Origin of the sequence: Shewanella mesophila, assembly GCF_019457515.1 — a bacterium.
GTDB classification, from domain to species: domain Bacteria; phylum Pseudomonadota; class Gammaproteobacteria; order Enterobacterales; family Shewanellaceae; genus Shewanella; species Shewanella mesophila.
In genome coordinates this window covers 2,591,557-2,606,597 of record NZ_CP080421.1, presented here as the reverse complement: position 1 = coordinate 2,606,597, position 15,041 = coordinate 2,591,557, and the positions used below count along the sequence as shown (strand labels likewise).

Below are 15,041 nucleotides of genomic sequence, written 5' to 3'. Positions count from 1 at the left end.
TGTGATTTCTATTAAAAAAAGCCGCTTTTTAGCGGCTTTTTTTTGTTTATAATGGCTGCAATATTTTAATAACGATAAAGACAGAAACCATCATGCTACCGAAGTTATCCCATAAACAAACGCTTGAGCCCGTGTACTTAGCTTTTCTCGATGCGTTAGCCGAAAGCGGTTTTACCGGTGATATCGATAAGCGATACAGTGCACGACTCGCTCAAGCTACGGATAATTCTGTTTATCAATTTTTGCCTCAAGCGGTACTCTATCCAAGAAATCAAACCGATATACGCATAGCACTAAAGCTTGCGGCAAGCGCTGAGTTTGAAAAGGTGGTATTTAGTGCTCGTGGGGGTGGTACTGGCACCAATGGTCAGTCGTTAACCCATGGCTTGATAATGGATCTTTCTCGTTATATGAACCGAGTGTTAGAGGTTAATGCCGAGGAGGGATGGGTAAGAGTCGAGGCTGGGGTGATAAAAGATGCGCTTAATGATGCGCTGCGCCCACATGGCTATTTCTTTAGTCCTGATCTCTCCACGTCAAATCGCGCGACCTTAGGGGGCATGATTAACACTGATGCTTCTGGTGCGGGCTCGCTCGTGTACGGTAAAACATCCGATCACGTATTGGAGCTTTCAAGCGTGCTATATGATGGCAGCGTGTTGGAAACAGGCTCATTGACTTGCGCTCAACTGCAGGCTCTTGAGCAAGAGGAATCCCCTGATTTAGGCCAAGTGCTGCAGCGTGATATCGCTAAGATGACCCGCGAGCATCGCGATGAAGTGGATGCCCGTTTTCCCAAGCTTAATCGTTTTTTAACTGGTTATGATTTAAAAAATGTTTGGAATGCATCATTAAATGAGTTCAATTTATCACGCATCTTGACCGGCTCTGAAGGTACGCTTGCGGTGATCACCGAAGCAAAGTTGGATATCACGCCGCTGCCGACCACTCGCATGATGGTCAATATCAAATATGACTCATTTCAATCGGCGTTGCGTCATGCGCCAGATTTGGTGAAGGCTAAGGCAACTGTTGTTGAAACGGTCGATTCTAAGGTACTTAATCTTGCCAAGCAGGATATTATTTGGCATTCGGTGTCGTCGCTAATAGAAGAGATCCCTGGTAAGTCTATCGATGGTTTAAACATGGTCGAGTTTGCTGGGGAGACCGATGAGGTCGAGCATAAAGTTAACTTGTTATGTGAAATGCTCGATACGCAGATAGCGTCACAAAAAGACGGTTTGCTCGGTTATCAAGTGACCGCAGATAAAGCCTCTATCAATACGATTTATGCTATGCGCAAGAAAGCCGTTGGTTTGTTAGGTGCAACTAAAGGCAGCCGTAAACCTATCGCCTTTGCCGAAGATACCGCTGTACCACCAGAGAAGTTAGCCGATTATATTATGGAGTTCAGGGCGCTACTCGATAGCCACGAACTCCAATATGGCATGTTTGGCCATGTAGATGCGGGCGTACTGCATGTGCGCCCAGCGCTCGATATGTGCGATCCTAATGACGAACGTTTATTGAAAACCGTATCAGATGAAGTGGCCGCGCTAACGCTTAAATATGGCGGACTAATGTGGGGCGAACACGGTAAAGGGGTGAGGGGAGAATATGGTCCCTCTGTGTTTGGCGAAACTCTATTTGGTCTGCTTGAAGAGGTTAAGGGGCTGTTCGACCCGCTCAACAAGCTCAATCCTGGCAAGCTGGTGGCGCCGAAAAACAGTGGACCACTGCAATATAATGTCGATAGTGCTAAACGTGGCGCCTTTGATAGACAAATTCCAGTGAATACCCGAGAGGCCTTCCCTGATGTCATGAACTGTAATGGCAATGGTTTATGTTTTAACTACAGCGTCTATTCGCCCATGTGTCCGTCATTTAAAGTCACAGGCGATAGAGTGCAATCACCTAAAGGGCGTGCTGGTCTCATGCGTGAATGGCTACGCTTGTTAGAAGCTGAAGGGGTTGACGTCGAAGCGTTAGCCAAGGCCAAGCCGCTAGGTTGGCTGCAGCGTACCCAAAATACCCTGAAGATGGACAGAGAGTACGATTACTCTCACGAGGTGATGGAATCATTAAAAGGCTGCCTTGCCTGTAAGGCGTGTTCATCTCAGTGCCCAGTAAAAGTCGATGTGCCCAAGTTTAGAGCGCAGTTCTTTAATATCTATTATCAACGCTATCTTCGTCCTGCAAAGGACTATCTCGTTGCTGGAATTGAAGACTCGCTGCCGCTGATGGCCATGATGCCAAGAGTCACTAATGCGGTATCACAGAACCCTGTTAGCCAATGGGTGATTAAGAAATCCTTAGGCTATGTCGATGCGCCTGCGTTATCAGTGCCGACGTTGAAACAAAGGTTAGAGAACCATAGTTGCCGAGGTTACGATCTTGATGCGCTAAAAAGGATCCCAGAGGAAGAGCGTAGCCAGCATGTGTTAGTGGTTCAAGATCCCTTTAATAGCTTCTATGAGGCAGATACGGTATATCACCTAATTCAACTTATCGAAAAGCTTGGATTTAAACCCGTGCTGCTGCCTTTTAAACCCAACGGCAAGCCAATCCATATTAAGGGCTTCCTCGATAAGTTTGCCAAAACGGCACAATCGAGCGCCGACTTCTTAAATCAGGTTTTCGCCCTTGGAATGCCGATGATTGGTGTCGATCCGGCTATGGTGCTCTGTTATCGAGATGAGTATAAAGAGGTGCTAGGCGATGAGCGTGGCGACTTTACCGTGCTGCTTGCTAATGAATGGCTACTGAGTATTTTAGAGCAAACTCCTGACATTAAGGTAAGCGACAAAGAGTTCACCTGGTTTAGCCATTGTACAGAGTCTACTGCCAAGCCTAATACCGCAAATGAGTGGCAGGCCATTTTTAATAAGTTTGGTGTGACGCTTAATACCGTGAATTTAGGTTGCTGCGGTATGGCGGGGACTTATGGTCACGAAGGTGAGAATCAGCAGCGTACTAAGGCATTATTTGAGATGTCATGGGACAAAGCGATAAAGCAAATACCTCAAGAACAAATTTTGGTATCGGGATATTCATGTCGTAGTCAGGTAAAACGCTTTGGTGGTTTTAAGCCGAAACATCCGATACAAGCTTTGTTGGCGCTGCTTTAATAATGAGTGATAAAGAAGCCGCTTGTCATCGCTTGCACAAACTCACTGACGGTGTAAGTTTGTGCGATGACAAGGCGTTGTTTGATATCGACCAGCAAGGACGTTGGTTCTACCAGCAAGAGGCTTTGCCCGATAAATTTTGTCGTCTGTTTACAACGATTCTGCATGGCATCGATGGCCACTATTACCTTATCACTCCAGTGGAGAAAGTGAGGGTTGAGGTTGAGGCCTATCCCTTGTTGATTGTCGATTATGAGCTTGAGCAAGATGGGGCGTTCAAGGTGAGCACTTCTATCGGTACTCAATATTGTGTCGATAATTACCAGTGTTTTGAGATCCATGAACAAGATATCTTCGTATTACTAGCAAGAGGCTTGTCTGCCAAACTAGGAAGAGCTTGTTATTATCGTTTTATCGAACAGTTTTTACTTGATGACGATGATATTTCGTAAATCAGAGCCAATGTTTATCAGGTATAAGTCATTATTTGATAAAGCGAATGGTTTTTCGTTACTAATTTAGTTGAGTTCATACCTAGTTTCTTTAAGACCAAGTGGTAGTATTAATAGCAAGGCCACTGTTTTTGGGAGGTGCTAATTGAAACATTATGAAAGTTTGGGATACTTGGTATCTCACCTCAATATCGAGTTACAAAAGGCGTTTGATGAGCGTCTTAAGCGCTATGAACTTGACATAAAGTTATGGCCTGTACTGTTTGCTTTATGGCAAGAGGAGGGCATTACTCAGACCGAATTGTCCAAGCGTTGCGATGTGGCAAATTACACTATGACCAGGCTCCTTGACCAGTTGCAAGTACAAGGTCTTATCACTCGTCATCAAGAAGCGGATAATCGCCGCGCCTTTCAAATATTTCTCACCGATACCGCTAAAGCGTTAGAGCAAGATCTCACTCGAGAAGCGGAATGGATTAATGAACGATTTTTAGCCAACTTAACGGATGAAGAATCGATAACTTTTATTCAATTGTTGAACAAAATAAATCGTCTTACCTAGGTTAGTGTTGCTCAGATCTGATTGAGAAGGATGTTGGTTATACCATTAATAGCATTCCCAAACTTGATACAGCGGTGAAAATGATCACCGTTTGCAGCAACTGACGACTGTGCATTAAGTTTTCTTTTCCCTGTTTTATACTCGTGATGAGTCGGTTTTTTTTGTAAATTCGGCAAATCATCTGGTCACTGTTAGGATCGATAAATAACTGGAACTTACAGGGGTTTCCATCGTGTAGCTTGATCTGATGTTCACTCTTAGGGCCAAAATTGAGTTTTCTAGAGACTCGCTTACCGTTAACAAAAACTTGCTCTAAACCACACCAGTTACTTGCTTGTAGTTCAACTAAGTCCTGATTGAAATCGTACTTAAAACTTATCATTTTGGTATCCCTACTCCGATAATGAGCTTCTAATTCAAGCAGAGGAATATGACATTTTCCAGTACGCTTTTATGAATAATCTGTGTAAAAAATTTATCTTGTTGGCGTTAAACGGAAATTTATTTTTATCTTTTTTTGCTTGCTAAAAGCGAGTATTTAGACTGTAAAACGATGAATGGTTGTAACTGGTTCAGACAATAGGAGTTTTGTTTTTAAGGGGATAGTAAGTAAAAAGCCACTGCATTAATGCAGTGGCTTTTCATCGCTTGGCGTTAACTATGAAACGTTATTTTCCGCCATTGATGATGGCGCGAGCAAGCTCGTCTGCAACATCGGCAGTGGTGCGATTTTGTGCATCAGATAATTCAAATACCTTCAGCAGCGTATTATAAATTTCTTCAACTTTCGCTGTCGATTTTTGTGAGTCGTAATCTTTTTCGAAAGATACATTGATGATACCGCCAGCATTAATCACATAGTCTGGTGCATAGAGAATGCCGAGCTCTTTTAGTTTTTCACCATGACGTGCTTCAGCAAGCTGGTTGTTGGCACAACCTGCGACTATGGTCGCTTTCAATAATGGAATCGTAGTGTCGTTGATTGTCGCACCTAATGCACATGGAGCATACACATCAACATCTTGATGGTAGATATCTTGTGGTGCCACAACGGTTGCACCAAATTCAGTCGCCACTCTATCTAGCGATGATTGATGAATATCAGTAACGATCAATTCAGCGCCTTCTTCATGTAGATGACGACATAGGTAGTAACCCACATGTCCAACACCTTGTACTGAAATTTTAAGCCCTTTAAGGCTATCTATTCCACGTTGATGCTTAACAGCTGCTTTAATGCCTAGATAGGTGCCTAGGGCAGTGTAAGGCGATGGGTCGCCACTCTGACCTTCAAGACCCGCCATATAAGGCGTTTCTTGATGTGCGATCATGATATCGGCAGTCGACACGCCTACATCTTCAGCTGAATAATATTTGCCGCCTAATGTGTGGATACAACGGCCAAAAGCTCTAAAGAGTGCTTCGCGGTCTTCAATTTTAGGATCGGCAATAATGACTGATTTTCCGCCGCCCATAGATAAACCTGCAAGGGCATTCTTATAAGTCATACCGCGCGAAAGACGCAGTACGTCCGTCAGCGCTTCGTCATCTGATTCATAGTTCCACATTCTACAGCCGCCGACAGCAGGGCCGAGATTTGTATTGTGGATTGCAATAATTGCGCGCAAGCCACTTTCTTTGTCATGACAAAATACGACCTGTTCGTGGTCGTCAAATGAGATGTGATTGAATACTGCCACTTTACGAGTTCTCCGCTTGGGAATTAAAACGCCGAGCTGCGAAATTAGCTAGTTCGACGGCTTGTTATATTTATTGCAGAACGATAGCATTTAGCGATACTCTCAACAAAGTAAAGATTGGTATTAATTGTGATCTCTGTGGCAATTTTGCTTTCCACTTTACGTTAACGTAAAGTTGTAGGTTGTTTTTGTCCGCTAACTTCTATAGTTAGAAATTTTCTTTCGATAGATATTTAAGCTAAACCAAGAGCTCACAAAATAATTATAAGAAATAGGAAGTAGTATGACGGAACAAGCAGTCGACCAAACTCAACCTTTGAGTCCAGAACAACAAGAAGCACTCACTCAACAGTGGATTAAAGAGCATTTTCAGAAGGCTAATCGCTTTCTGGCTGAAAAGGGTGTGATCCCAAGTAAGGTTATTGCCGATGAGAGTCGCTACCTCGCGCCGTTTCTAGCCGTGTGGAAAATGGAGTCAAAACAGCCTAAAGCGCAAACCTTTTGGGTGATGTCTGGTGATTTACCTTCTGATTATGTCGATGTGGGTGTGGCTAAAACGGCGCGAGATGCGATCCGTCACTTTTCGATGATGTGGCAATTAAAAGCCGAAAATCTAATAAAATCAGGTGCAACTGCAGATGCGACTCAAGCTAAATTTGCCAAGCTTTTAGTTTCTCGAGCAGAGAGCCTATACCAAATTCATAATGACGATAAGTTATGGAAAGAGTCATAAATCATCGTTAAGCGTTAAGTATGAAGATTAGGTAAGTGTTCAATCACTGAATAAAAGTGATTTAAAAACACAAGTGATAAAAAAGCCGCTTTAACAATCATGTTAGCGGCTTTTTTGTCGACTATTGGTTAGTGCCGTATCAGGCTAGGTATGCGTAACCTTGATCAAGCAGCCATAAAAAATACTGGGTGACGCCAGGTTGCTTACACAAAGTTAAAGCGGTATCGCTATCGAAACAAATCTGATTGGCTAAGGTTGTGAGAGTATCGTCCTTAACCTCATCTAAGCCGTATATTTCACCGTTAATAAATAGCCTCTGTTGAGCGTCACCTTCAACACGGATAACCTTGAGACCGCCAATGCGCTGGATCTCGGCACCATCTTCTAAGGCCTCAAGTAACTCCTCTGAACTGTGTTCACCATCTGGCTCACATAAATCGAGTTCAAATCGGTTTTGACTGAGTAACTGCCCAAGCACGGGTTGATAATATTCAGGCTTTGTTAATAGCTCTCTTAGTAGCTCCACCATACCGTTTTGCTGGGTAAGGGGAAGCAATCCAGGTTCTGTCGGTTCTTGGCTAGAGGTAAAGCGTTTGACGCCGCTATTGGTGTCGATGAGATGATCCGCAATGCCACTGATCAACTCTTGCTGACTTGGCGCTCGAAAACCAATCGAATAACTTAATGCGGTTTCGATGGTCTCGCCACGATGAGGAAACCCTGGCGGAATATAGAGCATATCACCCGCTTCGAGAACCACATCAATTATTGGTTCGAAATCATCTATCAGCGCCGTGTGAGTGTCACCTCCTCGTGGAGAGTAGTCACCGATTGGGCCGACTTTCCAACGACGTTTACCTTCACCTTGGAGTAAGAAGACATCATAGTTATCAATATGAGGCCCGACGCCACCACCAGGAGTCGCGAATGACACCATTAAATCATCAAAGCGCCAGTCTGGAATAAAACGAAATGCATCGACGAGTGGCTGAGAATCTGGATACCAATGGTTAACAGCTTGAACTAACAGTTGCCAGTTATCTTCACCAAATGGGGCATAATCTTCGATGGGACCTTGGATGATCTCCCAATTGTTTTGCTTGGTTAAGATTATCCGCGATGCAATTTCCTCTTCACAGGCCAGTCCTGCAAGTTCATCGGCGGCGATGGGATCGACAAAGTCTCTAAAGGCTGCCTTGATCACTAATGGCTGCTTTTGCCAATAGGTCTCTAAAAATGCTTGTTGGTCGAAGTTGAGAGTATACATGGCGTGATGTGATCCTAAGTTAGGAGATCTAAAATAATAGATAGAAAACAATAAAGGCGGTAAGCATCAGCCCACCGCCTTTATTAGACTAATGTAATAAGATTACTTTAGTTCGTCGACAAATGCTTCCGCACGACCAATATAGTTAGCCGGAGTCATCTTCTTCAGCTCAACTTTAACCTCTGCGGGTAGATCGAGGTTGTCGATAAACTGAGCTAGCTGCTCTCCGTCGATACGCTTACCGCGGGTGAGCTCTTTTAGCTTTTCATATGGCTTTTCGATACCGTAGCGACGCATTACTGTTTGTACTGGCTCTGCTAGTACTTCCCAGTTTTGGTTTAGTTCATCGCGTAGGTGTGCTTCATTGACTTCAAGCTTACTGATCCCTTTTAAGGTTGCTTGATATGCAATTAGCGCATGGGCCATACCAACGCCTAAGTTACGCAAAACTGTCGAGTCAGTTAGATCTCGTTGCCATCTTGATACAGGTAGTTTTGCCGCTAAGTGTTGCATAATCGCATTAGCAATACCTAAGTTACCCTCTGAGTTTTCAAAGTCGATTGGGTTAACTTTATGTGGCATGGTCGATGAACCAATCTCACCTGCAATGGTTTTTTGCTTGAAGTGACCAAGGGCGATATAACCCCAGATATCACGGTCAAAATCGATTAGCACGGTATTAAAGCGCGCTACTGCATCGAATAGCTCTGCGATGTAATCGTGTGGCTCTATTTGAGTCGTATAAGGATTCCAAGTAAGGCCAAGGCTGGTGACGAAGCGCTCTGACAGCGTGTGCCAATCAACTTCTGGGTAAGCAGATAGGTGAGCGTTATAGTTACCTACGGCGCCATTAATCTTACCCATGATCTCAACAGCTTGGATCTGCTTTACTTGACGCTCAAGACGTACTGCAACGTTAGCCATCTCTTTACCCAATGTTGAAGGCGAAGCTGGTTGGCCGTGGGTACGCGACATTAAAGGCACTGAGCGGTATTCTGTTGCTAGTTTCTTGATACTGTCTACGATTTGCTGACAGTAAGGCACAAGTACTTGCTCGCGAGCGTCGGTAAGCATTAAACCGTGAGAAAGATTGTTAATATCTTCAGAGGTACAGGCAAAGTGAACAAACTCGTCGATCGCGACTAATTCAGCATTGTCGGCAATTTTCTCTTTGATAAAGTACTCAACCGCTTTTACGTCATGGTTGGTGGTGGCTTCAATGGCTTTAACGCGCAGGGCGTCTTCTTCACTGAAGTTGTCTTTGATTTGATCGAGAAGTGCTAACGCAGTTTCGCTAAAAGGTGGAACTTCTTCAATTTCTGGACAGCTAGAGAGCAGCTTTAGCCAGTTTATTTCGACTTGAACACGGTATTTGGTCAGGCCGTACTCGCTGAAAATCCCTCTTAATGAGGCGGTTTTACTACCATAACGACCGTCTACCGGAGAGATAGCAGTTAGTGCGGAAAGTTCCATTAGAAGCTCCTTGAATGAACTTAGCTTATTATTTATAGGGTGAGGCTTTTATTAGCGATATCTACTATTGCTTTTCTTGAGAAGACAAGGTGCCTGCGCTTGCCTCCTAATTGGCGCCATAACACTGCGCTGCGCATGGCGGCGAGCAGTAGGGCACGTATTCTTTGTTGCACAAGAGGCTGCTTTAAAAACTCTGGATTACCCGAGATCTGAATTTTGGGCCCTAAGTTACTAATAATATCGCTGTAGATCCCAGCAAAATTGCCAACCACTTGATCGTCCGTAATCGAGAAATGATGCAACTGACGATGCACTTGGTTAATCCGTTCGGCTAACATGCCGAGCGCGCTCGATGAACGCGATAGTTTGCGCTCGAGGGCTAAGATCCCAATCAGGTAACGGGTGATCTCGACATCTTTTTGCTTGTCATCACTGAGTTGATTCAGGATTAGTTGATAACCTTGTTTTAATGCGATTTTATCTGCGTATACGTCGCTGGTGTTGTCAGGGTTAGTCACCAAAATACTGTTGAGGCTTGCGGCTAAACCATCGCTGTCTGCTTGTCCATGTCTGGCGACACGCTGCACTTGGCCGATAGCTTGTAAGATGCCGGCAAATGCCATAGTTCTATCGAAAATAGGCTCGCTCACGTATTACTCTCTTATTAACGAATCGATGATCCCGCCACCGAGACAGACTTCACCATCGTAAAAGACGGCCGATTGTCCAGGGGTGACTGCCGCGACCGGTTCATCGAAAATGACCTTGATACGATCTTCGCCTTCATAGGTGAGGGTACAGGCGACATCGCGCTGGCGATAACGGGTTTTTACGGTAATGTTTGCGCCATCTAGAGGGCCCTTTCTATCTACCCAATGAAGCTGATCAGCATAGAAGCCAACCGACATTAAGCGAGGGTGATTCCCACCTTGTCCAACGACTAACACATTACGGTCGAGATCTTTATCAACCACATACCAAGGATCATCGTTACTGTTTTTCATGCCACCAATACCAAGACCTTTACGTTGGCCTAAGGTGTGGTACATCAAGCCTTGGTGCTGGCCAATCACTTCGCCTTCCGCTGTCTCTATATTACCTGGCTGTGCTGGCAGGAAGGTTTGCAGGAAGTCGGTGAACTTACGCTCACCAATAAAACAGATCCCTGTGCTGTCTTTCTTATCATGGGTGATAAGCCCCATCTCTTTGGCGATTTCACGTACTTCGCTTTTTTCAAGTTCACCTACAGGGAACAATGAGCGGGCCACTTGCTCATGGCTTAATGTGTATAAGAAATAGCTTTGATCTTTATTGCCATCGACGCCACGTAGCATCTGGCTTTGACCCGAGGCATCGCTGCGGCGAACATAGTGCCCCATGGCAATATAATCGGCATCTAAGATCTCATCGGCGAATTCTAAAAACGCTTTGAATTTGATCTCTTTGTTGCACATGATATCGGGATTCGGGGTACGTCCCGCTTTGTATTCGGCAAGGAAGTACTCAAATACATTGTCCCAATATTCGGCGGCGAAGTTAACGGTATGAAGGGGGATGCCTAATTTGTCGCAAACGGCCTGAGCATCTTTCAAATCATCAGCAGCGGCGCAATACTCATCGGTATCGTCCTCTTCCCAGTTTTTCATAAACAGGCCTTCTACTTGATAGCCCTGTTTTATCAGCAAGTATGCTGAAACAGATGAATCAACACCGCCAGACATGCCGACGATGACTTTTTTTCCGTTTGGATTGGGTTCGATTAATGCCATAGATCCTAAAACCGTTAAAATAATGTTGCTACGGGGTGGCTAACCTTAGTCAATCTTGAGTGTTAGCCGAAGTTAACCTGCCAATTCTGCTCAACTCATATTAAGGAGCACTAAACTAGGTCGTTAACGCCGTATATGCGGGGGCATATTCTATCATGCATTATGCGTGGTAGCTAACTAGAGAAACTGACTATTAACCACGTCAGTCGAAAATTGTTTTCCCGATAGTTGATCTTCGATGCATTGAAGTACTAATGGGCTTCTTAGTTGTAATTTTAATGCTTTGATTTCGGTTAGGCTCAGCCATAAGGCGCGGTTTATGGCAGGATCTTGAGGTAAGGGAGTTAGCTGTGTGGCGAGCTCAGCGAAATAACTAAAGCGCAGAAATGTAAGCTCGTTCGTGGCAGCAAATTGATAAATGCCGATAAGGGAGGTGGGATTGACGTTAACGCCCGTTTCCTCATATACCTCTCGGATACAGGCATCGAGCAATGACTCATTGGCCTCAAGATGTCCCGCTGGCTGGTTGTATCTCAGCTCGCCTTCGATCAACTCTTCTACCATAAGGTATTTATCTTGGCATTTAATCACACAGGCAACGGTGACGTTGGGTTTATAACGTTGCATTTAACCCCTTTAATTGTTCAGTAATCACTTGCGATTATTTATGGTTCAACGATTCGATATTCGCCATTGGCGATATCGTCTAGGCTCCATTGACCTATTTTATAACGAATTAATCTGAGTGTCGGATAGCCAATATGTGCTGTCATGCGACGAACTTGTCGGTTACGGCCTTCACAAATCTCAATAGATAGCCAGGTCGTTGGAATATTTTGTCGCTCTCTTATGGGAGGATTACGTGGCCAGACATTAGGTGACTCAATCACGCTAACTTTTGCTGGCAAGGTTAAACCATCTTTAAGTTCAACGCCTTGCCTCAATGCCTGCAGTGAGTCTGTGCTAGGTTCACCTTCGACTTGAACCCAATAGGTTTTATAGGTCTTCTTCTTAGGTTGGGTGATTTGCGCCTGCAGATGGCCATCATTTGTCAGTAGTAGCAAGCCTTCGCTGTCTCTATCTAATCTACCTGCCGCATAAACATCTTTTATCGGAACAAAGTCTTTTAGTGTCTTTCGACCTTGCTCATCGGTGAACTGGCATAACACATCAAACGGCTTATTAAATAACACAATAACTGGATTGGCAGCGCGTGGTTTATTCGACCGCGTTTTTGGACGATAGCTTGGCTTAGCACCTTGGTTTACAACGCCGACACGTTTGTTAGCCACAGTCGATGTTCGCCCTTTAAATGCAGGTGTTTGAGAATAAGATTTTGGTTTTGCAGGTTTTGATGAACTCACAAGGTAAACTTCTGGCATAGTGTATTCGATTCGTGACATTGTACTGTGCATTGGCCATTAGTGGAATTTGAATATTGCTGTGAATGATTTATGATGTCGGCCATTAAAATGTGATCGATAGCAAATCGTGAATGGTTTTTGGGATGTTAGATCTAGGATGTATAGCATTGATTCAGCTTTAAGTTATCAAGAAAGCTATGTAGTTAACTTGCCAACGGACTGCTTTGTATACCTCTGATAATGTCTCCATAAAGGCGCGATTAATTCGCCCGATAACGATAAAAATTATAATAGTAACTTGATTCATTAACGCTTTATTTTACAAAAACGTAGGACATAAAATGAACGACAATCCAACGATTATTTATACCGAGACTGATGAAGCCCCGGCGCTCGCGACCCTATCTCTACTCCCTATTATTAAGAATTTTACCGCAGCAGCGGGTGTCGGTGTTGAAACTCGCGATATCTCACTATCGGGCCGTATCATTGCTAATTTTGCAGACTATTTGGCTCCAGAGCAACAGATAGCCGATGCGTTAGCTGAATTAGGCGAATTGGCGACAAAGCCTGAAGCCAACATTATTAAATTGCCAAATATCAGCGCATCTATTCCGCAGTTAAAGGCGTGTATAAAAGAGCTGCAGGATAAAGGTTATGCGCTACCTAATTATCCTGATGAGCCTAAAACTGATGCTGAAGTTGACGCAAAATCACGTTATGACAAGATCAAAGGTAGTGCGGTAAACCCAGTTCTACGTGAAGGTAATTCAGACCGCCGCGCGCCAACATCGGTTAAGAACTACGCCAAGAAAAACCCTCACTCAATGGGTGCGTGGAGTAGTGAGTCAAAATCTCACGTTGCTCACATGGAAGCGGGTGATTTTTATGGCACAGAAAAGTCGGTCACGCTTGCCGATGCAACCACTGTTGATATTGTATTTGAAGCTAAAGACGGTTCAAAAACTGTGTTAAAGTCGGGTCTGGCATTGCTGGCAGGCGAAGTGATTGATGCGTCGACTATGAGTAAAAAGGCGCTAGTGTCTTATTTTGAGCGCGAAATCGAAGCGGCAAAAAATGAGGATGTGTTGCTATCTCTTCACCTTAAAGCGACGATGATGAAGGTCTCTGATCCGATCCTTTTCGGTCACGCAGTTAAGGTTTTCTACAAAGAGCTGTTTGTTAAATATGGCCAATTGTTTGATGAGTTAGGTGTTGATGTGAACAACGGTTTTGGTGACGTATACGCCAAGATTGCAACCCTACCTGCGGACAAGAAAGCGGAAATTGAAGCGGATATCGCTGCTATTTATGCTAGCCGTCCTGCGCTTGCAATGGTGGATTCAGATCGCGGTATTACCAATTTACATGTACCTAGCGATGTTATCATCGATGCCTCTATGCCAGCAGCCATTCGATCATCGGGTCAAATGTGGGGCCCAGATGGTAAGCTTAAAGATACCAAAGCTCTTATCCCTGATCGTTGTTATGCGGGCGTATATCAAGAGACCATTCAATTTTGTAAAGAGAATGGCGCCTTTGATCCAACCACCATGGGGAGTGTTCCCAATGTTGGTTTGATGGCGCAGAAAGCCGAAGAGTACGGTAGCCATGATAAGACCTTCGAAATTGTCGCTGACGGTGTTGTAAACGTGATCGACGCCAACGGTAATGCCTTACTATCTCATGCTGTTGAAGCGGGCGATGTTTGGAGAATGTGTCAGGTTAAAGATGCGCCTATCCGTGATTGGGTGAAGTTGGCTGTAAATCGTTCACGTCTCTCTTCTACACCAGCGGTTTTTTGGTTAGACGCTGAGCGTGCTCATGATGCACAGTTGATCACCAAAGTGAATCAGTATTTGTTAGAGCATGACACCGATGGCCTTGAGTTGCATATCATGTCGCCAGTTGAAGCGACGCGTTTCACATTGAAGCGTACCAAAGAGGGACTCGACACTATCTCTGTGACAGGCAACGTGTTGCGTGATTATCTTACCGATCTGTTCCCAATTTTAGAGCTAGGCACCAGTGCTAAGATGCTATCTATCGTTCCGCTAATGAGCGGTGGTGGACTGTTTGAAACTGGCGCGGGTGGCAGTGCGCCTAAGCATGTTCAGCAGGTTGAGAAAGAGGGCCACTTACGTTGGGATTCTTTAGGTGAGTTTTTGGCGTTAGCGGCTTCATTAGAGCACCTAAGTCTTAACTACAATAATCCTAAGGCTCAAGTATTAGCAGATGCGTTAGATATCGCTATCGGTCAATTCTTAGATGAAAACCGCTCACCTTCACGTCGTGTCGGTGAGTTAGATAACCGCGGTAGTCATTTTTACTTGGCAATGTACTGGGCACAAGCGTTAGCGGCTCAAGAAAGTGACTCAGAGTTGCAAGGGTATTTTGCTCCTTTGGCTAAAGCATTTAGCGATAACGAAGATAAAATTGTTGCAGAGTTAAATGGTGCTCAGGGACCTGCAGTCGATCTTGGTGGCTATTATCGTTTAGATGCGGCTAAAGCTGAAGCCGCTATGCGTCCAAGTGCAACCCTAAATGCCTTACTGAATTAATCGGGTTAACCGAGATTAATCAAAGGGAAGCC

At 44.5% G+C, this 15,041-nt stretch carries 13 protein-coding genes; 5 read left to right on the top strand and 8 right to left on the bottom strand.

Annotated elements, in window-relative coordinates:
• The first annotated feature begins 92 nt into the window (after positions 1-92).
• From ydiJ to K0I73_RS11425, 3 genes are all read left to right on the top strand, one after another.
• The gene (gene ydiJ, locus K0I73_RS11435; protein WP_220061258.1) at positions 93-3,128 is read left to right on the top strand and encodes a D-2-hydroxyglutarate dehydrogenase YdiJ; all 3,036 of its coding nucleotides are present in this window, start codon (positions 93-95) and stop codon (positions 3,126-3,128) included.
• 2 nt (positions 3,129-3,130) lie between these two features.
• On the top strand, positions 3,131-3,580 hold the full coding sequence (locus tag K0I73_RS11430) for a DUF1285 domain-containing protein (protein WP_220061257.1): 450 nt from the start codon (positions 3,131-3,133) through the stop codon (positions 3,578-3,580).
• Positions 3,581-3,725: 145 nt separating this feature from the next.
• A complete protein-coding gene (locus K0I73_RS11425) occupies positions 3,726-4,142 on the top strand; it encodes a MarR family winged helix-turn-helix transcriptional regulator (RefSeq protein ID WP_220061256.1) in 417 nt (138 codons plus the stop codon).
• Positions 4,143-4,179: 37 nt separating this feature from the next.
• Here K0I73_RS11425 and K0I73_RS11420 read toward each other — a convergent pair whose 3' ends face one another.
• The gene (locus K0I73_RS11420; RefSeq protein WP_220061255.1) at positions 4,180-4,524 is read right to left on the bottom strand and encodes a hypothetical protein; all 345 of its coding nucleotides are present in this window, start codon (positions 4,522-4,524) and stop codon (positions 4,180-4,182) included.
• Positions 4,525-4,810: 286 nt separating this feature from the next.
• Positions 4,811-5,842 carry a Glu/Leu/Phe/Val dehydrogenase dimerization domain-containing protein gene (locus tag K0I73_RS11415; protein WP_220061254.1) on the bottom strand — a complete coding sequence of 344 codons (1,032 nt, stop codon included), beginning with the start codon at positions 5,840-5,842 and terminating at the stop codon, positions 4,811-4,813.
• A 283-nt stretch (positions 5,843-6,125) separates the two neighbouring features.
• Here K0I73_RS11415 and K0I73_RS11410 point away from each other — a divergent pair, with 283 nt between their 5' ends.
• Positions 6,126-6,575, top strand: coding sequence for a DUF4826 family protein (locus K0I73_RS11410; RefSeq protein WP_220061253.1), 450 nt, complete (start codon positions 6,126-6,128; stop codon positions 6,573-6,575).
• Positions 6,576-6,714: 139 nt separating this feature from the next.
• Here K0I73_RS11410 and K0I73_RS11405 read toward each other — a convergent pair whose 3' ends face one another.
• From K0I73_RS11405 to K0I73_RS11380, 6 genes are all read right to left on the bottom strand, one after another.
• A complete protein-coding gene (locus K0I73_RS11405; RefSeq protein ID WP_220061252.1) occupies positions 6,715-7,842 on the bottom strand; it encodes a ribosomal protein uL16 3-hydroxylase in 1,128 nt (375 codons plus the stop codon).
• Between the two features lie 102 nt (positions 7,843-7,944).
• A complete protein-coding gene (purB, locus tag K0I73_RS11400) occupies positions 7,945-9,315 on the bottom strand; it encodes an adenylosuccinate lyase (RefSeq protein WP_220061251.1) in 1,371 nt (456 codons plus the stop codon).
• A 32-nt stretch (positions 9,316-9,347) separates the two neighbouring features.
• Positions 9,348-9,965, bottom strand: coding sequence for a high frequency lysogenization protein HflD (hflD, locus tag K0I73_RS11395; RefSeq protein ID WP_220061250.1), 618 nt, complete (start codon positions 9,963-9,965; stop codon positions 9,348-9,350).
• 3 nt (positions 9,966-9,968) lie between these two features.
• Positions 9,969-11,084 (bottom strand): tRNA 2-thiouridine(34) synthase MnmA, encoded by a 1,116-nt coding sequence (mnmA, locus tag K0I73_RS11390; protein WP_220061249.1) that lies wholly within the window; start codon positions 11,082-11,084, stop codon positions 9,969-9,971.
• 177 nt (positions 11,085-11,261) lie between these two features.
• A complete protein-coding gene (locus K0I73_RS11385) occupies positions 11,262-11,711 on the bottom strand; it encodes an NUDIX hydrolase (protein WP_220061248.1) in 450 nt (149 codons plus the stop codon).
• Between the two features lie 38 nt (positions 11,712-11,749).
• On the bottom strand, positions 11,750-12,487 hold the full coding sequence (locus tag K0I73_RS11380; RefSeq protein ID WP_258405177.1) for an rRNA large subunit pseudouridine synthase E: 738 nt from the start codon (positions 12,485-12,487) through the stop codon (positions 11,750-11,752).
• Positions 12,488-12,789: 302 nt separating this feature from the next.
• On the opposite strand from K0I73_RS11380, the gene K0I73_RS11375 reads away from it, so the two are divergent.
• Positions 12,790-15,009: an NADP-dependent isocitrate dehydrogenase gene (locus tag K0I73_RS11375; RefSeq protein WP_220061247.1), complete on the top strand. Its 2,220-nt coding sequence runs from the start codon at positions 12,790-12,792 to the stop codon at positions 15,007-15,009.
• Positions 15,010-15,041: the final 32 nt, after the last annotated feature.